Here is a 22,828-nt window from a genome sequence, read left to right on the forward strand (position 1 = left end):
CTGACCAGACATGCGTCTGTTGAGAGCCGGCGGGATGACAAGTCGATTTTGATCGTCGCCCCAGCGAAAGCTGGGGCCCATTCTGACGTTCGCGATGACAGCGAAGATCAAAATGGATTCCAGCTTTCGCTGGAATGACGACAAAGAGTTTCTTGCGCGAGAAAGAGAGACAGAGCGGAAAGTTGTCCCCTACCCCCGCGCCGACTCGAACGCCTCCGGCAAGGTCTGCACCTTGCCGCAATAGCTCGGGTCGTACCCCGGCAACAGGCCCAGGTCGCGACGGAACCCGTCGCTGCGCAGCAGGGCCAGCAGGTCCGCCAGCCGCCCCGATTCCAGCACGTCGTTGTGGCACAGGAAGAAATAGTGCTCGGTGATCAGCGGGAAGAAATCCAGTCCGTACTTGCGGGCAGGCGGTTCCAGCGCGAAGCCCACGTCGGCGAGACCGCTGGCGACGTACGCGGAGACCGCCGCGTGCGTCAGCTCCTCCACGTCGCAGGCGCGGATGCGGTCGAAGGCGATGCCGTGACGCTGCAGCATCGCTTCGAGCAGCAGGCGCGTGCCCGAACCCGGCTGGCGGTGGATCATGCGGATGTCGGGGCGTTCGAGATCCTGCAGCGTCTCGATGCCACGCGGATTGCCAGGCGCCAGCACCAGGCCCTGACGCCGCATCGCCAGGTGGATCACCCGGTCGGCATCGAGGTCGAGACGGTCGCGGTAGTGCGCGAACAGCGTGCCTTCGAGTTCGCCGATCGGCAGGTGCAGGCCGGCGATGTCGGCGGCATTGCTGCGCAGTGCCAGGAGCGCGTCGTCGGGACTGCGGTACTTGAGGTCCAGCGGCAGTTCCGCTTCGGCCATACAGCGCCGCAGTGTTTCGACGCCGAAGCCGTGCGAGGCGTGGATGCGCAGCGGCGTGGCATGCGCGCTGACGGTGCGTTCGAGTTCGGCCTCGAGTTCCGTCGCCAGGCTGTCGAGCATCGGCGACAGGCGCGCGGCGATGCGGTTGTCGGCCCAGACCAGACGCTCGCCGATTGGCGTCAGCCGGGCGCCGCGGCCGCGGGTCATGCGCAGCAGCGGCTGGCCGAAGACCTCGCGCGCGTCCTGCAGCTGGCCCCAGGCATAGCGGTAGGACAGCCCGACCTTGCGCGCGGCGGCGGCCAGCGAGCCGGTGCCGCGCACCGCGATCAGCAGATCGACCAGATGCGAAGGCAGCCTGTGACCGGCGGCGCTCTCGAGTTCCCACCGCGGCTGGATGCGGACTTTGTACACGGTGCTTTCCCCGCGCATCTGCTGCAACGCAGTGCGCGTCGGCCGCAGATTCAATATGTTGTCGAAAGCCGGATATTCGACCATCGGAACTGGCGGCACAAGGGCTGCGGGCGTACCGTTGCGGCGATTTGTCGCACCCAATATGTATCCAAGAACATAAGTGGGCGACGAAGGTCCGATATCGGCACATCGACCCGGGGAGGTTTCCATGGCCAACAGTTCCGCTTCCACGCTTCCAGCCAGCAGTGCGCCCGAAGGCGGCCTGCTCTCGAAGGAGCGCATCATCGCCAAGCCAGGCTTCAACCGCTGGCTGGTCCCGCCCGCCGCGCTGGCGATCCATCTGTGCATCGGCATGGCCTACGGCTTCAGCGTGTTCTGGCTGCCGCTGTCGAAGGCGATCGGCATCGACGCCGCGATCGCCTGCGGCGCCGACATGTCGTTCTTCGCGCGCATCACCTCGGCCAGCTGCGACTGGCAGATCAGCGAACTGCAGTGGATGTACACGCTGTTCTTCGTGCTGCTGGGCTGCTCGGCGGCGATCTGGGGCGGCTGGCTGGAACGTGTGGGCCCGCGCAAGGCCGGCTTCGTCGCCGCGCTGTGCTGGTGCGGCGGCCTGCTGATCTCCGCGCTCGGCGTGCACCTGCACCAGATCTGGATGCTGTGGCTGGGTTCGGGCGTGATCGGCGGCATCGGTCTGGGCCTTGGCTACATCTCGCCCGTCTCGACGCTGATCAAGTGGTTCCCCGACCGTCGCGGCATGGCGACCGGCATGGCGATCATGGGCTTCGGCGGCGGCGCACTGATCGGCAGCCCGCTGGCCGACATGCTGATGCGCCACTTCGCCACCCCGACCTCGGTCGGCGTGAAGGAAACCTTCCTGGTGATGGCCGCGGCCTACTTCGTCTTCATGATGGCCGGCGCGTTCGGCTATCGCGTGCCGCCGACCGGCTGGAAGCCCAAGGGCTGGACGCCGCCGCCGGCCAAGAACAACGCGATGATCACCCAGGGCCACGTGCACTTGAAGCGCGTCTGGGGCATCCCGCAGTTCTGGCTGGTCTGGGGCGTGCTGTGCCTCAACGTCTCGGCCGGTATCGGCGTGCTGGGTCTGGCCTCGCCGATGCTGCAGGAAATGTTCGGTGGCCGCCTGATCGGCGTGGACGCGGGTTTCGGTGACCTGAGCACCGAACAGCTCGCCGCGACCGCCGCGATCGCCGCCGGCTTCGTCGGCATGCTGAGCCTGGCCAACATCATCGGCCGCTTCTTCTGGGCCTCGATGTCGGACAAGTTCGGCCGCAAGCTCACCTACTCGATCTTCTTCGTGCTCGGCATCGCGCTGTACGCCTCGGCGCCGACGCTCGGCAACGCCGGGTCGATCGCGCTGTTCGTCGCGGCCTTCTGCGTGATCCTGTCGATGTACGGCGGCGGCTTCGCCACGGTGCCGGCGTATCTCGCCGATCTGTTCGGTACCCAGCACGTCGGCGCGATCCACGGCCGCCTGCTGACCGCCTGGGCGACCGCCGGCATCCTCGGCCCGCTGGTGATCGGCTACATGCGCGAGCATCAGCTGAGCCTCGGCATGCCGCCGTCGCAGGTCTACAACACCACGATGTACATCCTCGCCGGCATGCTGGTGCTGGGCCTGATCTGCAACCTGCTGGTGCGCCCGGTCAACCCGAAGTACTTCATGTCGCCGGAAGAACTGTCGCACGAGAAGCAGCTGGCGCACGAAAAGGTCGACGCGTCGGGCAAGTCGCTGATCTCGCAGGACGAGATGGACCGCATCGGCTCGGGCGGCAACCCAGCACTGGTCGCGTTCTGCTGGGCCGCGGTCGGCATTCCGCTGGCCTTCGGCATCTGGAAGACACTGGAAAAAGCCCTGGTGCTGTTCTCCTGAGCCCGAGCGGACCGGCGGCCGCTCACGCGGTCGCCGGTACCTTGCACACATGAAAGCGCATTCGAACCAGGCCGATTCCACGCACGACACGGTCACGCCCGCAGGCGCGGTGCGGCGTCCGGTCGAACGCTGGCGCGACGGTGCCGTGCGGCATGTCGACGATCACGTCGCCGAGGAAGTGCCGGTCGCCTTCGTCTACAACGACGTGCCCTTCGCGGTGATGATGGCGACGCCGGCCGATCTCGCGGATTTCGCGCGCGGCTTCGCGCTCAGCGAAGGCATCGTCGACTCGTCTGCCGATGTGGTGGTCGAAGGCATCGCGCACTTCATCGAAGGCAGCGAGATCCGCCTGCGGATTCCCGAGGCACGAGCCGAGGCGCTGGCGTTGCGCCGCCGCAGCATGAGCGGACGCAGCGGCTGCGGCGTCTGCGGCAGCGAACTGCTGGAAGCGGCGCTGCGCTATCCCACGCCGGTCGCGACCGATGTCCGCGTGTCACCCGAATCACTGTCCAGTGCATTGCGCGCCTTGCGCGATGCGCAATCCATCGCGGCGCTCACCGGCGCCACGCATGCGGCCGGTTGGGCCTCGCTCGACGGCACACTGCAACTCGCCCGCGAGGACGTCGGTCGCCACAACGCGCTCGACAAGCTGATCGGCGCGCTGCATGCGCAGGACTTCGACCCGGCGACCGGCTTCCTCGTCGTCACCAGCCGCGCCAGCTACGAAATGGCCATGAAAGCCGCCAGTGTCGGCATCGCGCTGATGGCGGCGATCTCCGCGCCGACGGCGCTGGCGATTTCGTTGGCCGAGCACGCCCGGCTCACCCTGATCGGCTTCGCCCGCGACGACGGGCACGCCGTGTACACCCACGCGCAGCGGCTGCAGCCCCCGCCAGCGACATCGCCGACCACCGCGCGCCCAGGCAGGAGCCTTGCCCCATGAGCCACGATACGATCCGCAAATACGACGGCCCCGCCGGTGGCTGGGGCGCGCTCAAGAGCGTTGCCAAGCACCTCGGCGAGCAGAAGATCGCCATCAGCGGTGCGAAGACCCTGCTCAAGGCCAACCAGCCCGACGGCTTCGACTGCCCCGGCTGCGCCTGGCCCGACCGCGACCACACCTCGACCTTCGAGTTCTGCGAAAACGGCGCCAAGGCCGTTGCCGCCGAGGCGACCAAGTTCCGCGCCGGCCCGGACCTGTTCGCGCAGTACACGGTCACCCAGCTGGCCGAGTACAGCGATTACTGGCTCGAGCAGCAGGGCCGCCTGACCACGCCGATGCGCTTCGATGCCGCGACCGACCACTATGTGCCGGTCAGCTGGGACGAGGCCTTCGCGCTGGTCGCGCAGCATCTCAACGCCCTGCCCTCGCCCGACAACGCGATCTTCTACACCTCGGGCCGCACCTCGAACGAGGCGGCGTTCCTGTATCAGCTGTTCGTGCGCGAGTACGGCACCAACAACTTCCCCGACTGCTCGAACATGTGTCACGAGTCGTCGGGCACCGCGTTGAAGAAGCAGATCGGCGTCGGCAAGGGCACCGTCTCGCTGCACGATTTCGAATGCGCCGACGGCATCTTCATCTTCGGCCAGAACCCGGGCACCAACCACCCGCGCATGCTCGGCGAACTGCGCGAGGCGGCCAAGCGTGGGGCCAAGATCGTCTCGTTCAATCCGCTGCGCGAGCGCGGCCTGGAACGCTTCGCCGATCCGCAGGACAAGCTGGAGATGGCAACCTACGGTTCGACGAAGATCTCGTCGGACTACTTCCAGCTCAAGATCGGCGGCGACCTCGCGGCCGTGAAGGGCATGATCAAGCACGTGCTCGAGCGCGACATCGAGGTCACCGGCAATGGCGGCGCGACGCTGCTCGACCGCGACTTCATCGCCGAGCACACCACCGGCTTCGATGCGTTCATGGCCGACGTGCTGGCCGAGTCCTGGGACGTGATCATCGAGGAATCCGGCCTCGACGAGGCGCAGATCCGCCGCGCCGGCGAGCTGTATCTGTCGTGCGAGCGCGTCATCGCCTGCTGGGGCATGGGCATCACCCAGCACAAGCATTCGGTGGCGACGATCAACATGGTCGTCAATCTGCTGTTGCTGCGCGGCAACCTGGGCCGCGAAGGCGCCGGCGCGTGTCCGGTGCGCGGCCACAGCAACGTGCAGGGCGACCGCACGATGATGATCTACGAGAAACCGCCGGCGGCCTTCCTCGACCGCCTCCGCGACGTCTTCGGTTTCGAGCCGCCGCGCGAGGACGGCTTCGACACCGTTGGCGCGATCGAGGCGATGCTCGACGGCCGCGGGCGGGTGTTCTTCGGCATGGGCGGCAACTTCGCCATCGCCACACCGGACTCCGATGCGACCGCGCGCGGCCTGCGCAGCTGCGCGCTCACCGTGCACGTGACGACCAAGCTCAACCGCAGCCATCTGGTGCACGGACAGGATGCGTTGATCCTGCCGTGTCTGGGCCGCACCGAAATCGACATCCAGGCAGCGGGCCCGCAGGGCGTGACCGTCGAGGATTCGATGAGCATGGTGCACCTGTCGTCGGGCATCAATCCGCCGGCATCGCACGATCTGCTGTCCGAGCCGGCGATCGTCGCGCGCCTGGCGCATGCCACGCTCGGCGCGCGCTCGAAGATCGACTGGCTGGGCATGGTCGAGGACTACGACCGCATACGCGATGCCATCGCCGCGACCTTCGACGACTTCCACGACTTCAATACCCGCGTGCGCGTGCCGGGCGGGTTCCGGCTGTCGAACACGGCGCGTGACCGCAAGTGGGCCAACCCCGCCGGCAAGGCGGTGTTCTTCGCCTGTCCGGTGCCGACCGACAATCCGATCCACCGTGCGCGGCGCATGCACGGCACGCAGCCGGTGTTCACGCTCGCGACCACACGCTCGCACGACCAGTACAACACCACGATCTACGGCCTCGACGACCGCTACCGCGGCGTGTTCGGCGAACGCCGCGTGCTGTTCGCAAACGCGGACGACATCGCCGCGCTGGGCATGAAGGCTGGCGACTGGGTGGATCTGGAGAGCATCTGCGACGACGGCGTGCGCCGTCAGGCACCGCGCTTCCTGCTGGTCGAGTACAACATCCCGCGCGGCTGCCTCGCCGCGTACTACCCGGAAACCAATCCACTGGTGCCGCTGTCGAGCTTCGCCGACGAATCGCGCACGCCCACCTCCAAGTCCGTGCCGGTCATCGTGACCCCGCACGCGGCCGACGTCGGCGCCCACATGCCGCGCCAGCGCGACATTCCCGCCGCCGTTGTCCGCTGACGCCGACGAGGCTCTGCTGCGGGCGCTGCTGGCCGAACTGGCCGCGGCGCCCGGCGGTGTGTCGCTGCCCCGGCTGTGCAAGCGGCTCGACGTGCGCATGAGCGTGCTGCTGCGTACCCTCGCCTGGCTTGGCGAGGAACGCATCGGCGATGCGCAGGGACCGGGCTGGGTGCGGACCGTCGAGGACGGCGGGCGCACGCTGGCGCAGCTGACCGACAGCGGTCGGCAGTTCGCCGCGTCACTTGCGGACGCGCCGCCCGACGCTTGACCGTTCGCCCGCCGCGCGATAGCCGCTGCGTTGTCCACATCCGGTGTGGATGCCGCGATGACAAAGATGTGGATAAGCGGGCCCGGCCCGCTCCGGAAGCGGCCCGGAAATCGCTGGTCAAATCTTCACCACCTGCGCGCAGCGTCCATCAACTGCTACTTGATCCGCGCATCACGCTGTGCAGCGCCTTGCGTAGGACGGGTAGAGCGCAGCGAAACCCATCATCGCCACGCCCGCACTCGCGACGAAGGCATTTCGACATTACATCGGTCGCGACACTGAAACCGGATTGATCGAGGCGCCTGCCGCGCACCACGCCCAGTCGCGGTCCGATATCCGCTTGGTGGTCGTGGCACCCGTCAGGCGCTGGACACGGATGCGAGACCGCATCAAAGGGCGAGCCTCTTCGCGACTTCGCTGCAGAAGATTACGATGCGTCTGCCGCAGCTTGACGACATGCGCGCGACCACTTCCGCGCGCGTTGTCCACATCCGGTGTGGATCGTCCGCTGACAAACATGTGGATAAGCATCGCGGGCCCGCTCCGGTAGCGGCCCGGATCCGGGTGATCAAAAAATCACCACGCGCATCGAGTCCGCCTCACGCGCTGCTTGATCTGCGCAACGCCATGTGCAACGCGTTTCGGCGAAGCCTCAACCGACCGGATCACTCCAGACCGCGAACTCGTTGCCGCTCGGTTCGGTGAAATGGAAACGGCGTCCGCCCGGAAACTCGAACACAGGCTTGAGGATCGTGCCGCCAGCGGCTTCGACCTGCGCCAGCGTCTCCTCGATGCGTGCGCTGTAGAACACCAGCAGCGCGCCGCCTGCCTCGCTGCGCGATTGCAGGTCTGCGCGGTAGAAGCCTCCATCCAGCCCTTCGCCACCGAACGCGATGTAATCCGGCCCGTAGTCCTCGAAGGTCCAGTCGAAGGCCTGTGCGAAGAAGCGCCGGGTGGCGTCCAGATCGTGCGCGGGGAATTCGACGTAGTCGAGCTTGCCGTGGGTGGGCATGAGGCATCTCCGGATGGAAGCGCAGATCATGCCGCATCGGACGAGCCGCCTGCGACGATCCGGATCAGCCGCCCATCACCCGTGCGTGCGTGAACCACAGCGCGGCGCCGAGCACCGCCAATCCGGTCCCGCAGACGACGATGGCCTCCAGCACGCCTGCGTCTTCATAGTCGCGGATGCCGACGTGCGGAAAGCGCCCGAGCGTCAGTGCCCGCCACACCGGCCAGCCGAGGCCCCATGCGATCGACCAGACCAGAAAATCCCAGGCGAGCCAGAGCAGGAAACGCAGCACCAGGTAGAGCGGTCGCCAGGCGAAGTCGATGATGTCCATGTTTGCAGCTCCGGGTGCCTCGCGCACCGGCGTCCAGTCTATGCCCGGACCCCGCGCCTGCAGCGCGGGCCAGCCGGGACGCACCAGGCCATCAGGCCCGCAGCGTCGCCCCGCCATCGACGTAGAGATCGCTCATCGCGATGTGGCCGGCCTGGTCAGACAACAGGAACATCACCGCGCTCGCAATGTCCTCGGGTTCGGCGAGCTTGCCGAGCGGAATGCCGCTCTTGAACGTCTCCAGCGTGCCGGCGATGGTGCGGGCCTCGCCGCCGGCGTCGGTCCACATGCCGGTCTGCATCGGTGTACGGGTGGATCCGGGCGCGACGATGTTGCAGCGGATGCCGAGCGGCGCCAGCTCAAGACCCAGGCAGCGCACGAACATCGTCGTCGCGGCCTTCGACGCCGCGTAGGCCGCCATGTTCTGGCGCGGGATGCCGGCGGCGTTGGAACTCACGGTCACCATCGCGCCACGGCGGCGCGGTGTCATCACGCGGGCGACGGCCTGGGAGACATGGAAGACGCCGTCGGTGTTGACGGCGAAAGTGCGGCGCCATTCGTCGGCGGAGAGGTCGAGCACGGCAGAGGTCGACAGAACGCCGGCGACGTTGACGAGAAGATCGATCGGGCCGACGCCGGATTCGATCCGGGCGACGAGCGCGTCGACGGCGTTCGCATCCGTGACGTCGAGCGCGTGGGCGCGGATGCCTTCGACGTCATCGATCGCAGGCGCATCGCGGTCGGTCGCGACCACGATGGCCCCGCTCTGCCGCAGCAGGCGGACCAGCGCGGCGCCGATGCCGCCGGCTGCACCGGTGACGAGGGCGATCTTTCCGTCGAAGCCTGTGAGTTGCATGTGTGTGTCGTCTGAAAGTGGAAAGAACGATGGGCGCGAGATCAATCGGCGTCGAAGGCCGTAAGCCGCTCGGCGATCAGCGGGGCGATCCGCGCGGTCGCATCCCGGCCCGTCAGTTCCGCGTGCAGGAACGGCAGTTCGATCGCGTCGACCTGCGCGGCGTGCGGCGCCCACAGCGATGCCTGCAGATTCGGGCGCCCGGCATGATCGTTGCCGGCGCGCACGTGCAGCAGCGTGCCATCGAAGCGCCGGTGGTGATGCAGGCGCACGAGGCGGTTGGTGTCGGTGACCGCGCGCACGACGCCGTCGAGCACCTCGCCGGGCAGATTGCCGAGCGCGCTGTCGCCACGCCGCAGGAAGTCGACGATCGCCTCGCGCGTGCGCAGTTCCGGATAGGCCTCCGGATCGTAGCCGGCGATCGCCAGCAGCGCGCGCAGTGCGGCGATCGCATCGGGCTCGGGTTCTGCGCGCCAGACTTCGGACGGATACGCGTCCAGCAGTACGAGCACACCGATCTCGCGACCGAGGCGGCCCAGATGCACGGCCATCGCCTGGGCGAGGATGCCGCCGACCGACCAGCCGAGCAGGTGCACCGGGCCTGTCGGCTGCAGCGCGACCACGCGCGCGGCGTAGTCGGCCGCGAGCGCATCGATGCTGCCCGGCAGCGGCTGTGCGAGATCGAGTGCCGGCGACTGCAGGCCGTGCACGCTGCGCGTGGGCGCGAGGGAGCGCGCGAGATCGCGATAGCACCAGGCGATGCCGCCGGCCGGATGCACGACGAACAGCGGCGCGCGGCTCGTGTCGCCCTGCGCCAGCGTGATCAATGGCGACAGGCCGTGATCCGGCGCGGCGCCCGCGCCCGCATCGAGCGCGGCCGCGAGGCCTTCGACGGTCGGCGCTGCGAACAGCGCGCCCAGGCCCGGATCGCGACCGAAGCGCTGGGCTATCGCCAGCAGCAGGTGCACGGCCAGCAGCGAGTCGCCGCCCAGCGCGAAGAAGTCGGCGTCGGCACCGACGCGCTCGACGCCCAGCGCGTCGGCGAACAGGTCGGCGAGCGTGGCTTCCGTTGCCGTGCACGGCGCGATGAAGGCACCGGCCTCGAATGCCGGTGCTGGCAAGGCATCGCGGTCGAGCTTGCCGTTGGCGGTGACCGGCCACTGGTCGAGCGCGACGAACGCGGCCGGCACCATGTAGTCCGGCACCTGCGCGGCGACGAACGCGCGCAGTCCCACCGCATCGAAGCGCGAGGTTGGCTGTAGATAACCGACCAGCCGGCGGTCGCCCGCGCGATCCTCGCGGACGATCACCGCGGTCTGCGCGGCCATGCCGCTAACGAGGATCGCAGCCTCGATCTCGCCGAGTTCGATCCGCAGGCCGCGCAACTTGACCTGGTGATCGCTGCGGCCGAGGAACTCGACCGCGCCGTCCTCACGCCAGCGCGCGAGGTCGCCGGTGCGATAGATGCGTTCGCCGGACCGGTGCGGATCGGCGAGGAAGCGGTCGGCGGTCAGATCGTCGCGGCCGAGATAGCCGCGCGCGAGCTGCACGCCGCCCAGATACAGATCACCGACGACGCCCGGCGGCAGCGGGCGCATGCGCGCGTCGAGCACGTACAGCCACGTGTTCCAGACCGGGAATCCGATCGGCACCGGGCGCGAAGTGTCGGTGCGCGACGCAGGCCAGTAGCTGACATCGACCGCGGCCTCGGTCGGGCCGTAGAGGTTGTGCAGCTCGGCGTGCAGGGTCGCGTGGAAGCGATCGCGCAGGTCGGCATCCAGTGCTTCGCCACTGACGAAGACGCGCGCGACGCGCAGGTCGCGCGCCTCGGACGCGGCGATGAAAGCGGCCAGCATCGACGGCACGAAGTGCAGCGTGGTGATGCGCGCGTCGCGGATCAGGCGCGCGATCGCGACCGGGTCGCGATGCGCATCGGGCGGCGCGACGACCAGCGTGGCGCCGGCGAGCATCGGCAGGAAGAATTCCCAGACCGACACATCGAAGGTCGCTGGCGTTTTCTGCAGGATGCGGTCGACGGCGGTGATGCCGTAATGCGTGCGCATCCAGGCGAGGCGATTGACGATCGCACGGTGTTCGACGACGACGCCCTTGGGTTCGCCGGTCGAACCGGAGGTGTAGATCACGTAAGCCGCGTGCTGCGGCGTGACGGTCGGCAGTGCGCTGGAATCGGGCGCGATCGGCCAAGTGTCCGGCGTGCACCTCACGACGTCGTCCGGCCAGTCGATGCCGTCGTCGAGTGCCAGCAGCGCGACCGGCTGCGCCGAACGCAGGATCCGCGCGCGGCGCTCGAGCGGATGCGCAAGGTCCATCGGCAGATAGGCAGCGCCCGCGCGCAGCGTCGCGACCAGGGCGATGACGAGTTCGAGCGAGCGCGGCAACGCGATGGCAACCACGCTGTCGGCGCCAGCGCCACGTGCGACCAGCGCCTGCGCGAGTGCGCGGCTGCGGGTGTCGAGTTCGCGATAGCAAAGCGACACACCTTCGAATTCCAGCGCGATCGCCTCCGGCGTCGCCGCCATCGTCGTCTCGATCAACGCGACCAGCGTGGTGTCCGGCACCGGATGCGCGGTCGCGTTGAAGTCGAACAGCGTACGCGTCGCTTCGTCCGGCGTCGCCAGCGGCACGTCGTCGAGGCGGGCCTCCGGCTGCTGCGCGAGGGCGAACGCGGATGCCAGGAAGGTCCGCAGGCGCACCGCATGCGCGGCGACGTCGGCGGCGCTGTAGAGATCGGGATTGGCTTCGATCTCGAGATCCAGCCGCTGTGCGCCGTCACCGCGGAAGCCAAGCGTCACGTCATCGACCGGGCCGGTGCACAGGATTTCCAGCGTCACCTGTGTGCCAGCCAGTGCGGTCGGCCGGTAGAAGGGCTGCACGTTGATCAGCGGGCCGTGCAGACGACGCTGAACGCCGATCAGTCCGAGGTCGCGGCGCAACTGTTCGCCGCGATAGCGGCCGTGGCGACGACCGCGCACCAGCGCGCGGACCACCGTCTGCATGAAATCGGCGATCGTCGCATCGGGCAGCGCCGGCACGCGCAACGGCAGCACGTTCATTACCATCGCCGGCACGCGCGCCGAGGCGCTGCCGAGCCGGCCCATGAAGGGCACGCCGACCACGGCCTCGCCCTGCCCGCCGAAGCGCTGGCAGTAAGCCGCGGTCAACGCGGTGAGCACATCCGGCCACGGTTGTCCGATGGCCGCCGCGGCGCGCACGAGGCCGTCGCGGAAACCGCTGTCGAGGGCTTCGACATGGCGCACGCAGTCGTGCGCGGCGTGGGCGAAGCCGGCGCCCAGTCCGGTGGCGGCCGGCATGCCGGCCAGCGCGTCGCGCCAGTACGTGGCATCTGCGCTGCGCTTGTCGGACGCGCGATACGTCGCGTCCTCGGCCAGCACGCCGTCGAAGCTTGCGAAGGCCGTGCCAGCCGTGGCGTCCGCGTACAGCGCGCAGGCGCGCTCGGTCAGCAGTGCGATGCCGTAGCCGTCGGTCGCCAGGTGGTGCACACGCAGATACCAGACCGCGCGATCACCGCCCAGCAGATACAGGCACTGCAACGCCAGCCGGTCCCGCGATGGATCCACCGGCGCGTGCCGGTCGCGCGTCATCGCCGCACGCGCGTCAGCTTCCGGATCGGCCTCGGCGGACAGATCGACGATCGCGAGCCGCGGCAGATGCGCCGGGTCGATCCACTGCCGCGGACCGTCCGCCGTCTCGCGCATGCGCAAGGCGAGTGCCGGCGCCTCGCGCATGGTCTGATCGGCCGCGCGTGCGAAGGCGTCCAGATCCAATGCACCGTCGATCCACAACGCGTGCGCGGTGTTGAACGACGGGTTGTCCGGCGCCAGCCGCTGCGCGTACCACAGCCCGGCCTGCGCCTCGGTCAGCGGCGTGCCGGCATCGGCAGCCCGCATCTCGACATCGGACAAGACGGCGCTCATCCGGCTTTTTGCAGCCCCTGCACCACCTGCCACCAGCCGGCCAGCGTGGTGTGTTCGGCCAGCTGCGAGAACTCCAGCGCGATGCCGTGCTCGCCCCAGGCCATGACCAGGCCCAGCACGCGCATCGAGTCGAGGCCGAGATCCATCAGGTTGTCGTCGTCGCCCACGTCCTCGGGTGCTTCGCCGAGCAGCTTCGCGATGTCGGCGCGCATGCGCTCGAGGGTCAGCGGGCCGGTGCGGTCGGTGGTCATGGCAGCAGTTCCAGAAGTCGGTCGGTGGTCAGCGGCACGCCGCAGGTGCGCGCGATCCAGAGCAGCGCGAGGTCATGGTCGGCGCGCGAAAAATCGGCGACCGCGTCGGCGACGACGAAGGTCTCGATGTCGCGCTGGAAGGCCTCGGTCGCCGTCGACAGCACGCCGATGTGCGCGTAGACGCCGGTGATCAGCAGCTGGTCGCGGCCGCGCGCACGCATCAGCGTGTCGAGGTTGCTGCGCTGGAACGCGCTGTAGCGATGCTTGACCAGCACGTGATCGCCGGTCGCGGGCGCCAGCGCGTCGATGATCGCTTCGTGCGCGTCGATCGCCTGCATGCCCGGGCCCCAGAGGTCGGCCTGCAGGCCGCGATCGCGACGGTCCTGGTTGCCGCGCTGCGCGGTGTAGAAGACCGGGATGCCGCAGCTGCGGCAATGCGCGAGCAGGCGCGCGAGGTTGACGACGGCAGGCGCCAGCGGCGCATCGTCCTGCGCGAAAGCGGCGAGGAAGTAGCGCTGCATGTCGTGCACCAGCAACGCCGCGCGCTGCGTTTCCGGCAGCCACCGGCCGCGCGCGGCCGGCAGTTCCGCGGCGGACGGCAGCGGATAGGGGGCGATCTTCGGCAGGCCCATCAGCCGGCGTCCTTCTGGTCTTCGAGGAAGCGCGCGCGCAACTGCGCACGCAGTTCACGGCGGCTGATCTTGCCCACCGCGGTGGTGCCGAAGGCGTCGACGAACACGACTTGGTCCGGCACCTTGAACGCGGCCAGACCACGACCCCGCACCCAGGCCTTGAGCTCGGCCGGCCGCGGCTTCGCGTCGCCCGGAATCACGAATGCGCAACTGCGCTCGCCGAGGAAGTCGTCGGGAATCGACACCACCGCAGCGTCGAAGACCTGCGGGTGCGCGAGCAAGTGGTCTTCGATCTCCTCGGCCGAGATCTTCTCGCCGGCGCGGTTGATGTGGTCGGTCGCCCTGCCCTGCACGATCAGATGCCCGCTGGGCAGTCGCTGCACCATGTCGCCGGTGCGGTAGAAGCCGTCGTCGGTGAAGGACCGCGCATTCGCCGCGGCATCGTTGTGATAACCGCGGATCGTGTACGGACCACGCGTCAGCAGATGACCGACCTCGCCGTCGGCGACCGGCACGCCGTGGTCGTCGACGATCAGCACTTCGTCGTCCTCGCTGATCGGCCGACCCTGTGTGGTCAGCACGAGCGCGTCCGGATCGTCGAGGCGCGTGTAGTTCACCAGCCCCTCGGCCATGCCGAAGACCTGCTGCAGACGGCAGCCGAGACCTGCAACGACGCGACGTGCGGCCTCGGGCACCAGCTTGGCGCCACCGACCTGCAGCACCTGCAGGCTCGACAGATCGTGCGCGGTCTTGCCCGCGGCATCGGCCCACAGCAGCGCCAGCGGCGGCACGAGTCCGACGCAGGTCACGCGCTCGGCCGCGATCAGCGGAAACGCCGCATCGGGTCCCGGGCCCGGACTCAGCACCACGCGCGCGCCGGCGTACAGCGCGCCGAAGAATCCGGGGGAACTCATCGGGAAGTTGTGCGCGGCCGGCAGCGCGACCATGTAGACACTGTCCGCGTCGATACGGCACAGCGCGTTGCTGGCGCGGAAGCTGTAGATGTAGTCGTCGTGCGTGCGCGGGATCAGCTTCGACAGCCCGGTGCTGCCGCCGGAGATCTGCAGGAAGGCGACCGACTGCGGATCGGGGTCGCCGGGCAGCGACTCGCGCGGGCCGTCGAGCGTGGCGATGGACACGAATTCCGCCGCATCGCCCACCACGAACACGTGGCGCACCGCCGGCACCTCGGCCTGCAGTTCGGGCGCCAGCGTGCGGTAGTCGAAGGCCTCGTAACGCTCGGCGCAGACATAGGCCGCGGCCTGCGCCTTGCGTGCGAAATGCGCGACCTCGGTCAGCCTGTGCGCAGGCAGCGCGTACACCGGCACCAGCTGCGCGCGGAACAGCGCGCAGACCACGGCGATGAACTCCGGGATGTTGCCCAGCTGCACGACGACGCGATCGCCGGGCACCAGGCCCTGCGCGAGCAGGCCGGCAGCGATGCGTTCGGCCTCGGCCCACAGCTGCGCGTAGGTCCAGCGTGTGTCGCCACCGACGACCGCGACGGCATCGGCGAAGCGCGTCGCGCGCTCGCGCAGGAATCCGGGAAAGGTCTCGCCACGCCAGTGGCCGGCGGCGCGATACCGGGCGACGAAGTCGTCCGGCCACGTCTGGCGCAGCGGCAGCGTTGGATCGGGGGAATCGGTCATGCGGGGTTCGGAAGTCCTGTTGCGTCAGACAGCGCGCACGTCGTCGATGCCGATCGCGTTGCGCAGGGCCATGAATTTCGCCGCGGTCTCGTCGACCTCGAGCGCCGGTTGCGAGTCGGCCACGATACCGGCGCCGGCGAACAGATGCATGGCGTTGCCCTGCACGCGCGCGCAGCGGATCGCCACGTACCAGTCGCCATCGCCCGAGGCGTCGGTCCAGCCGACCGCACCGGCGTAGAAGCCGCGATCGAAGGGTTCGAGATCGCGGATGGCCTGCAGCGCCGGCAGGCGCGGCGTGCCGCAGACCGCGGGCGTGGGATGCAGAACACCCGCCAGCGTCGCCGACGAGACATCGGGGTCCTTGAGCGTGCCGATGATGCGGGTCGCCAGATGCAGCATCGTCGCCGTCGCCTGCAGCGAAGGCCGCGGCGGTGCCTGCAGCCGGCTGCACAGCGGCGCCAGTCCGTCGAGGATGGCCTCCACGACGAGGCGGTGTTCATGCAGATCCTTGCCCGAGGCCAGCAGCGCATCGGTGCGACGCCGGTCCTCGGCGGCGTCGCCGGTGCGACGTGCGGAGCCGGCCAGCGGATGCGAGACCACGGTGCGGCCCCGCCGCGAGACCAGCAGTTCCGGCGTCGCGCCGACCAGCCACGCCGGCGCCTCGTCCGCCTTGACCGGCAAGGGCACGACATAGGTGGTCACGCTGGCATCGCTGCCCAGCTTCACCGCGAGCACGTGCGGATCGATCGGTGCACTGCCTTCGATCCGCAGGCCACGCGCGAGCACGACCTTGCGCAGCGCGTCGGCGCCATTGGGCGCGGCCTGCAGTGCCGCGACGCAGCGCGCGACCGCGTCCGCGTACGCGCCTGCCGACGGCAGTTCGGCGGCCGCGACCAGCGTACCCAGCGACGCGGGCAGCGTGCCGGTGCCGGGCGCGGACACGCGCGCGGGCTGGTACAGCGCATCGTCGGCGTGCGGATCGAAGGGCAAGGCGCCGACCAGCAGATCGGGACCGCTGCGCGGCGTGGAAAAGAACGTCGCCACGCGCTGGCCGAGCGTCGCGGCGGGTCCCGCCGGCAGACGCGCGTGGATGCCGTCCGTCGCGAGGCGCCGGTCCGGCGCATGCAGACGGAACAGGCTGGCGACATCGCCGGTGCGGTCGCGCGGCTCGAGCAATGGCGCGGCGCTCATGCGCGGCGCCTCGTGTGCAGCGCCGCGACGATCGACAGCATCACCAGCAGTGCGCCGACGCACAGATACGGCAGCGATGGCGACCAGCGATACAGCAGCGTGCCCAGCAGCGGACCGGCCACCATGCCCATGCCCTGCACGGCCGCGACGGTACCGGCGGCCGCGCCCTGCTCGTGGGACTCCACCGAGTCCGCGGCCAGCGCCTGGAACGAGGGGAAGACGAAGCCCATGCCGAACGCGGCGACGCCGTAGGCCAGCAGCAGCTGCCACTGCACCGCGATCAGCGCCGACGATGCGAAGCCGAGGCCCGAGACCAGCGCGCCGACGGTGATCCAGCGCGCCGGCGGCACCGCCTTGAAGCGCATGACCAGCGCCTGCGCGCAGATCAGGCCGATGCCGACCGCGGTCAACGCCAGACCGGCGACGCCGGCGCCGTCGGCCGGCGACAGCCGCAATCGGTCGATCGCGAAGAAGCCGACGACGACCTGCGCGATCGTCACCGAGACCATCGCCGCGAACACCGTGAACACCGGCAGCCGCAGACGGGGATCGGACAGCGCCATCGTGGCCTTCGGCCTGCCGCGGGCGGCATCGGCTGCCGGCGCATCGGGCAGGCGCCACCACAGCACCGCCAGCGACAGCAGCGGCAGCACCGCGGCGACGTACAGCGCCAGCGCGATGCCGTGCAGGGCGATCCAGCCCGCGGCGGCCGGCCCGATCACCATGCCCAGTGCATTCGCCGTGCCGAGCTTGGCCATGGCCGCGCCGCGCCGGCCCGGCGGCACCTCGTCGGCGACCAGCGCCGCAGCGGTCGGCGGAATGGCCGCGTAGAACAGGCCGATCAGCGCACGCGTCGCGACCAGCATCGCGACCGACAGCGCCACCGCCGGCGGCGCGCGCAGGGCGGCGTCCACGAAGACCGCCATCACGATGTAGACCGCCGCGTAGCCGGCCAGCCCGATCAGCAGCACGCGACGCCGGCCGATCCGGTCGCTCAACCGGCCCCAGCGACGTGCCGAGAGCATCCACAGCACGCCGGCCGCGGTCACCGACAGGCCGGCATGCCATTCGGCCAGGCCCAGCAGACGCACCACCGGCCCGACCACCGCGACGAAGGCCATCATCGCCATCGTGCCCACCAGCGCGGTGAACACGAGCGCCGGCAGGGCGGACGCGGGCGTGGCGGAAGTGGTAACGGTCTGCATGGGGTCTCGGACGGCGCGATGTGGCGCTGACGGCGCCGTGACTCGTGATCGGGGAAGCGATGCCGCGACCGTCGGGCGACCGCTCGCAGCAAATGATATCAGTTCGCATTTACAACGACGCGGGTACACGGTCGAAACGCTCTGATGCAGCCGCACCCATCCGTCTCCCGAAACCGGGTTGTTGAGAATGCTTCACATTAACTTTATGATTCCGCACCTGAACACGGTCGAGTCCGTGTGTCCCCCTGTCCGTGCCGGAGCCCCCGATGTCCCGTCCCTCCCCGCGTCTCCCCGCTGCGAGCGCCCTGTCCGCCTCCATCGCACTGCTGCTGTCGACCCCGGCGCTAGCGCAGTCCGTGTCCGATGACGCGCGCGACGCGACCGAGCTCGATACCGTCCGCGTCACCGCCGAGGCGATCGCCCGCCAGGCGCTGGGCACGTCGGTGATCACGGTCGAGGACATCGAGCGCCGCCCGCCGGCGAACGACCTGTCGGAACTGATCCGGACCATGCCGGGCGTCAACCTCACCGGCAACAGTTCCTCGGGCCAGTACGGCAACCACCGCCAGATCGACCTGCGCGGCATGGGTCCGGAGAACACGCTGATCCTCGTCGACGGCAAGCCGGTGGGTTCGCGCGACTCGATCCGCATGGGCCGCAGTGGCGAACGCAACACGCGCGGCGACACCAACTGGGTGCCGGCCGAGGCCGTCGAGCGCATCGAAGTGCTGCGCGGCCCGGCGGCCGCGCGTTACGGCTCGGGCGCCTCGGGCGGCGTGGTCAACATCATCACCAAGCGACCGACCGGGGATCTCAGCGGCTCGCTGAGCCTCTACGGCCAGGTGCCGCAGCACGGCGCCGAAGGCGGCAGCCAGCGCGCCGGCGTCACCCTGAGCGGTCCGCTGACCGATGCGCTGTCGTTCCGTCTCTACGGCAACGTCAACAAGACCGAGGCCGACTCGCTCGACCTAAACGCCGATTACCTGACCGGCACCGGCGTCACCCCGCCGGCCGGCCGCGAGGGCGTGCGCAACCGCGACGTCAACGCCCTGCTGCGCTGGGACATCGATGCGGCGCACGTGGTCGAGCTCGAGGCCGGCACCAGCCGCCAGGGCAACATCTACGCCGGCGACCGTGCGGTCAGCCTGGACGGCACGCCGCTGACGACCGAACTGGCGAACGCGGGCGCCGAGACCAACCGCATGTACCGCAACACCGGTGCGATCACCCATCGCGGCACCTGGGGCGATGCGTCCTCGCGCCTGACCGTCGCCGTCGAAGGCACCAACAACACGCGTCTCAACGAAGGCCTGGCCGGCGGGCCCGAAGGCACCATCGGCAACGCCACCGCGTGGTCGACCTCGCGCCTGCGCAACGCCAGCATCGACGGCGAGGTGAACCTGCCCACGCGCCTGGGCGCGACCGAGCACGTGTGGACGTTCGGCTTCGAACACCGCGACAGCGAACTCGAAGATCCCTATTCGATGTCGCAGTCGGGCAACAACGGCGGCGGCATTCCCGGCCTGGACCCAACCCGCGGCGGCGGCAAGGCCGACGCGCAGACCTCGGCGGTGTTCGTCGAAGACAACATCTATGCAGGCGAGCGCTGGATCATCACCCCGGGCCTGCGCTTCGACCACCACAGCCAGTTCGGCAACAACGCCAGCCCCAGCCTCAACGTGCAGTTCGCGCTGACCGACGACCTCAAGCTCAAGGGCGGCGTGGCGCGCGCGTTCAAGGCGCCCAACCTCTACCAGTCCAACCCGAACTATCTCTACTACACGATGGGCTTCGGCTGCCCGGACAACTTCCCCAGCCTCGGCGCCGGCTGCTACGTGCAGGGCAACGCCGACCTCGATCCCGAGACCAGCCTCAACAAGGAGATCGGCATCGAGTGGGCGCCGCAGTCGGGTTACCACGCGTCGCTGACCTGGTTCCACAACGACTACGAGGACAAGATCGTCGCCGGCTTCGTGCCGGTCGGACAGACGCCCGGCGCGCCGGGCGTGACACCGGCCCGCATCTTCCAGTGGGAGAACGCGCCCGAGGCGGTCGTGCAGGGCCTGGAGGGCAACTTCAACGTGCCGCTGCTCGGCGACCGCGGCGACGTGCTGAAGTGGAACAACAACGTCACGTACATGATCGAGAACGAGAACACGGTGACCGGGCAGCCGCTGTCGGTGATTCCCGAGTACACCGTCAACACCTCGCTCGACTGGCAGGCCACCGAGGCGCTGTCGCTGCTGCTGACCGGCACCTTCTACGGCCGCCAGGCACCGGCGACGCGCGACATCAACAACGACGACCGCTGCGACGAGGCCGGCGCGGACTGCGCCTCGCTGCGCCAGGTCCGCGGCCCTTACAACGTCTGGGGCATCGGCGCGCGCTACCGCATCACGCCGACGGTCAGCCTCGGCGGCGGCGTCAACAATCTGTTCGACAAGCGGCTGTTCCGCGAATCCAACAGCCAGTACGCCGGTGCGGCGACCTACAACGAGCCCGGCCGCGCCTACTACGTGAGCATGCACATCGGGTTCTGAGCCCAACATCTCGCCCCGGATGCGAACTGGACGCATCCGGTCCGCACCCCGAAGATCGAAGCCCCGCCTGACGATGTCCCGCATGAACGTCCGCAGATCCAACCCCCATCGCCGCGTGCGGCTGGGTTCGCTCGCCGCCGCTGCCGGCCTGCTGCTCGCGCTGCAGGCGGTGCCCTCGACGGCGGCCGCGCAGCAGCGCAACCCCACGCAGGCGATCACCGACACGGTCGCCGACCACGCCTCGCGGCACTACGCCTTCGAACGCTTCGACGTGCACAGCGCCGACGGCCAGCGCACATGGCGGGTACACGTGGCCGCGCCCAGGGGCACCGCGCCGGCGGAGGGCTGGCCGGCGTTCTGGATGCTCGACGGCAATGCCGCGCTGGTGGAATTCGACGACGCGCTGCTGGCCGAACTGGCCGCGCAGCCGGTGCCGCACGCGCTGGTCTTCGTCGGCTATCCGAACGATCTGCGCATCGACTCCGAAGCACGCACGCGCGACTACACGCCGTTCGCCGGCGAACGGCCGGTGCGCTCGGGCGGCACGATCACCGGCGGTGGCGGCGCGGATGCGCTGCTGGAGGTGATCGAGCGGCAGATCCGCCCCGAAATCGCGCGCCGTGTCGCCACCGATCCCAATCGCCAGACGCTGTGGGGGCATTCGCTGGCCGGCCTGTTCGCGCTGCATACGCTGTACACGCGCAGCGGCGCGTTCGACACCTACGCCGCCGGCAGTCCGTCGCTGTGGTGGGGCGACGGCGCCCTGCTCGGTGCGCCGGAGCAACGCTTCATCACCCACAACGCCGGCCACCCGGCGCGCGTGCTGATCGGTCTGGGCGAAGGCGAACGCACGCGCGACGTCGGCCATCGCGATCTGAACGATCCGCGGGTGCAGGTGCATCTGCGCCGCATCGAAGCCGCGCCGCCGGATTCGGCCGAGAAGCTCGCGCAGCGTCTGGCCGCAGTCGACGGCCTGCAGGTCGAATACCGCGAATTCCCGGCGCTGACCCACGGCCCGATGTTCCGCGCCTCGCTGATGTGGGCGCTGCATGCCATCACCGGCGTCGCCGACCACAGCGACACGCCGAGCCATGCCGACGGCGTGGATCCGAACCGGTGAACGCGCGCGCGATGGACATCGACGGTGACGCGGCCGATGCCGTGTATCCGATGCATTTCCATCGCGAGCAGATGCCGACGTGGCTGCACGCCACCGCGACCGCGCTCGGCGTCCGCGCGCCTGCGCTCGTGCAGGGCTATCGCTGGTGCGAGCTGGGCTGCGGCGCGGGCCTGACCGCACTGGTCGCGGCGGCCTGCAATCCCGCCGGGCGTTTCACCGCCGTCGATGTCGACGCGGCGCAGATCGCCCGGGCGCGCGGCCTCGCCGAGCGCGCGGGCCTGGCCAACCTGGAATTCGTGCACGCCGATCTGCGCGACTTCGCCGATGCTGCGCACGGCGCGTTCGATTTCATTGTCTGCCACGGGGTCTGGGCCTGGGTGTCCGACGCGGTACGCGCGGCGATCGTCTCGACGGTCGCGCGGCATCTTGCGCCCGGCGGCATCGCCGCGATCGGCTACATGAGCCATCCGGGTGCCTCCCAGCTGCAGGCCGCGCAGCGCCTGCTGCACGAGGCCACGCGCCATCTCGACGGTGACGCCACCACGCGCATGACGACCGCGCTGGCACTGCTGCGCGATCTCGCCGATAGCGGCGCCGGCCTGTTCGCCGAGCATCCCGGCGCGTTGCGCCAGCTCGAAGCGATGGAACGCGAGACGCCCGGCTATCTGGTGCACGAGTTCGGAGGTGCACACTGGCAGCCGCAGCACGCCGCGGAGGTGATCCGCGCGTTCGCCGGCGCCGGCTGCGGCTTCATCGGCAGCGCCACGCCGATCGAGAACATCGACGCGCTGTCGGTACCCGCCGCCCTGCAGGCACGCCTGCGCAGCCTGCCGCCGGGGCCGCTGGCCGAGACCGCGCGCGACATCGCGCGCAACCAGAGTTTGCGCCGCGACCTGTTCCAGAAGGACACGCGCCGGCTCGACGACGCCACCCATCTCGCGGCGCTCGATGCACTGGTGTTCGCCGCCCTGCCCGGCGCACCCGACACGCTCGACGACGACCTGCATTTCGACACACGCATCGGGCCGGTCCACGGACCGCGCGAATTGTGCGCGCCCGTGCTCGCCCGCCTCGCGCAGGCGCCCGCGCAGTTCGCGCAGCTGCGCACGCTGGCACCCTTCGACGCCGCGCCCGGCCTGCTCAACCAGACCTTGCAGGCGCTGACCTGGGCCGGGCTGGTCCACGCCTGCGTGCCGACGCCGGGTGGCAACGCCCCGGCCGATGCCTTGTCGCGCCAGCTCGCCGCCCTGCCCGGCGTGCCTGCGCTGGCACTCGTGCCGGCGATCGGTTCCGCCACGTACCGGCGGATGCCGACGTGACGCCCGCCATCGTCTTTCCCGTTTCCGATGCTGTTTCCTGCCGGCGATAC

Annotated in this window: 17 protein-coding genes; 7 read left to right on the top strand and 10 right to left on the bottom strand. The window is 69.6% G+C overall.

The genetic code is table 11. The features are described from left to right. Positions 1-189: 189 nt before the first annotated feature. On the bottom strand, positions 190-1,266 hold the full coding sequence (locus E2F49_RS06265; protein WP_165971128.1) for a substrate-binding domain-containing protein: 1,077 nt from the start codon (positions 1,264-1,266) through the stop codon (positions 190-192). Positions 1,267-1,474: 208 nt separating this feature from the next. Between E2F49_RS06265 and E2F49_RS06270 the strand changes: the two genes are divergently transcribed. The 4 genes from E2F49_RS06270 to E2F49_RS06285 are packed head-to-tail and all read left to right on the top strand — an operon-like array spanning position 1,475 to position 6,722. Continuing rightward, positions 1,475-3,160 carry an OFA family MFS transporter gene (locus E2F49_RS06270; protein ID WP_133393033.1) on the top strand — a complete coding sequence of 562 codons (1,686 nt, stop codon included), beginning with the start codon at positions 1,475-1,477 and terminating at the stop codon, positions 3,158-3,160. A gap of 49 nt (positions 3,161-3,209) precedes the next feature. Continuing rightward, positions 3,210-4,103 (top strand): formate dehydrogenase accessory sulfurtransferase FdhD, encoded by an 894-nt coding sequence (fdhD, locus tag E2F49_RS06275; RefSeq protein ID WP_133393034.1) that lies wholly within the window; start codon positions 3,210-3,212, stop codon positions 4,101-4,103. Beyond that, positions 4,100-6,454, top strand: coding sequence for an FdhF/YdeP family oxidoreductase (locus E2F49_RS06280; protein ID WP_133393035.1), 2,355 nt, complete (start codon positions 4,100-4,102; stop codon positions 6,452-6,454). The genes fdhD and E2F49_RS06280 overlap by 4 nt, the downstream gene beginning before the upstream one ends. Next, positions 6,444-6,722: a hypothetical protein gene (locus tag E2F49_RS06285; RefSeq protein ID WP_243713476.1), complete on the top strand. Its 279-nt coding sequence runs from the start codon at positions 6,444-6,446 to the stop codon at positions 6,720-6,722. The genes E2F49_RS06280 and E2F49_RS06285 overlap by 11 nt, the downstream gene beginning before the upstream one ends. Before the next feature lie 652 nt (positions 6,723-7,374). Here the strand turns inward: E2F49_RS06285 and E2F49_RS06290 are convergent. From E2F49_RS06290 to E2F49_RS06330, 9 genes are all read right to left on the bottom strand, one after another. Continuing rightward, positions 7,375-7,734: a VOC family protein gene (locus E2F49_RS06290; RefSeq protein ID WP_133393036.1), complete on the bottom strand. Its 360-nt coding sequence runs from the start codon at positions 7,732-7,734 to the stop codon at positions 7,375-7,377. Positions 7,735-7,798: 64 nt separating this feature from the next. Continuing rightward, positions 7,799-8,065: a hypothetical protein gene (locus E2F49_RS06295; RefSeq protein WP_133393037.1), complete on the bottom strand. Its 267-nt coding sequence runs from the start codon at positions 8,063-8,065 to the stop codon at positions 7,799-7,801. Positions 8,066-8,156: 91 nt separating this feature from the next. After that, positions 8,157-8,918, bottom strand: a complete 762-nt coding sequence (locus E2F49_RS06300; protein WP_133393482.1) for a 2,3-dihydro-2,3-dihydroxybenzoate dehydrogenase — start codon at positions 8,916-8,918, stop codon at positions 8,157-8,159. A gap of 41 nt (positions 8,919-8,959) precedes the next feature. After that, positions 8,960-12,844, bottom strand: coding sequence for a non-ribosomal peptide synthetase (locus E2F49_RS06305; protein ID WP_133393483.1), 3,885 nt, complete (start codon positions 12,842-12,844; stop codon positions 8,960-8,962). 23 nt (positions 12,845-12,867) lie between these two features. Continuing rightward, entirely contained in the window at positions 12,868-13,122 is a 255-nt protein-coding gene (locus E2F49_RS06310; protein WP_055249016.1) for a phosphopantetheine-binding protein, read from the bottom strand. Then, entirely contained in the window at positions 13,119-13,754 is a 636-nt protein-coding gene (locus tag E2F49_RS06315) for an isochorismatase family protein (protein WP_133393038.1), read from the bottom strand. The genes E2F49_RS06310 and E2F49_RS06315 overlap by 4 nt, the downstream gene beginning before the upstream one ends. Continuing rightward, entirely contained in the window at positions 13,754-15,403 is a 1,650-nt protein-coding gene (locus E2F49_RS06320) for a (2,3-dihydroxybenzoyl)adenylate synthase (RefSeq protein WP_133393039.1), read from the bottom strand. The genes E2F49_RS06315 and E2F49_RS06320 overlap by 1 nt, the downstream gene beginning before the upstream one ends. 24 nt (positions 15,404-15,427) lie before the next feature. Then, positions 15,428-16,594, bottom strand: a complete 1,167-nt coding sequence (locus tag E2F49_RS06325) for an isochorismate synthase (RefSeq protein WP_133393040.1) — start codon at positions 16,592-16,594, stop codon at positions 15,428-15,430. Continuing rightward, entirely contained in the window at positions 16,591-17,799 is a 1,209-nt protein-coding gene (locus tag E2F49_RS06330; protein WP_133393041.1) for an MFS transporter, read from the bottom strand. The genes E2F49_RS06325 and E2F49_RS06330 overlap by 4 nt, the downstream gene beginning before the upstream one ends. A 266-nt stretch (positions 17,800-18,065) precedes the next feature. On the opposite strand from E2F49_RS06330, the gene E2F49_RS06335 reads away from it, so the two are divergent. From E2F49_RS06335 to E2F49_RS06345, 3 genes are all read left to right on the top strand, one after another. Beyond that, positions 18,066-20,339 carry a TonB-dependent siderophore receptor gene (locus E2F49_RS06335; protein WP_133393042.1) on the top strand — a complete coding sequence of 758 codons (2,274 nt, stop codon included), beginning with the start codon at positions 18,066-18,068 and terminating at the stop codon, positions 20,337-20,339. An 82-nt stretch (positions 20,340-20,421) separates the two neighbouring features. Next, positions 20,422-21,459 (top strand): alpha/beta hydrolase, encoded by a 1,038-nt coding sequence (locus E2F49_RS06340; RefSeq protein WP_133393043.1) that lies wholly within the window; start codon positions 20,422-20,424, stop codon positions 21,457-21,459. Continuing rightward, complete coding sequence (locus E2F49_RS06345; protein WP_133393044.1) at positions 21,456-22,778, top strand: class I SAM-dependent methyltransferase; 1,323 nt, start codon at positions 21,456-21,458, stop codon at positions 22,776-22,778. The genes E2F49_RS06340 and E2F49_RS06345 overlap by 4 nt, the downstream gene beginning before the upstream one ends. Positions 22,779-22,828: the final 50 nt, after the last annotated feature.

The sequence above is a fragment of the Luteimonas terrae genome, assembly GCF_004358165.1.
GTDB lineage: Bacteria > Pseudomonadota > Gammaproteobacteria > Xanthomonadales > Xanthomonadaceae > Luteimonas > Luteimonas terrae.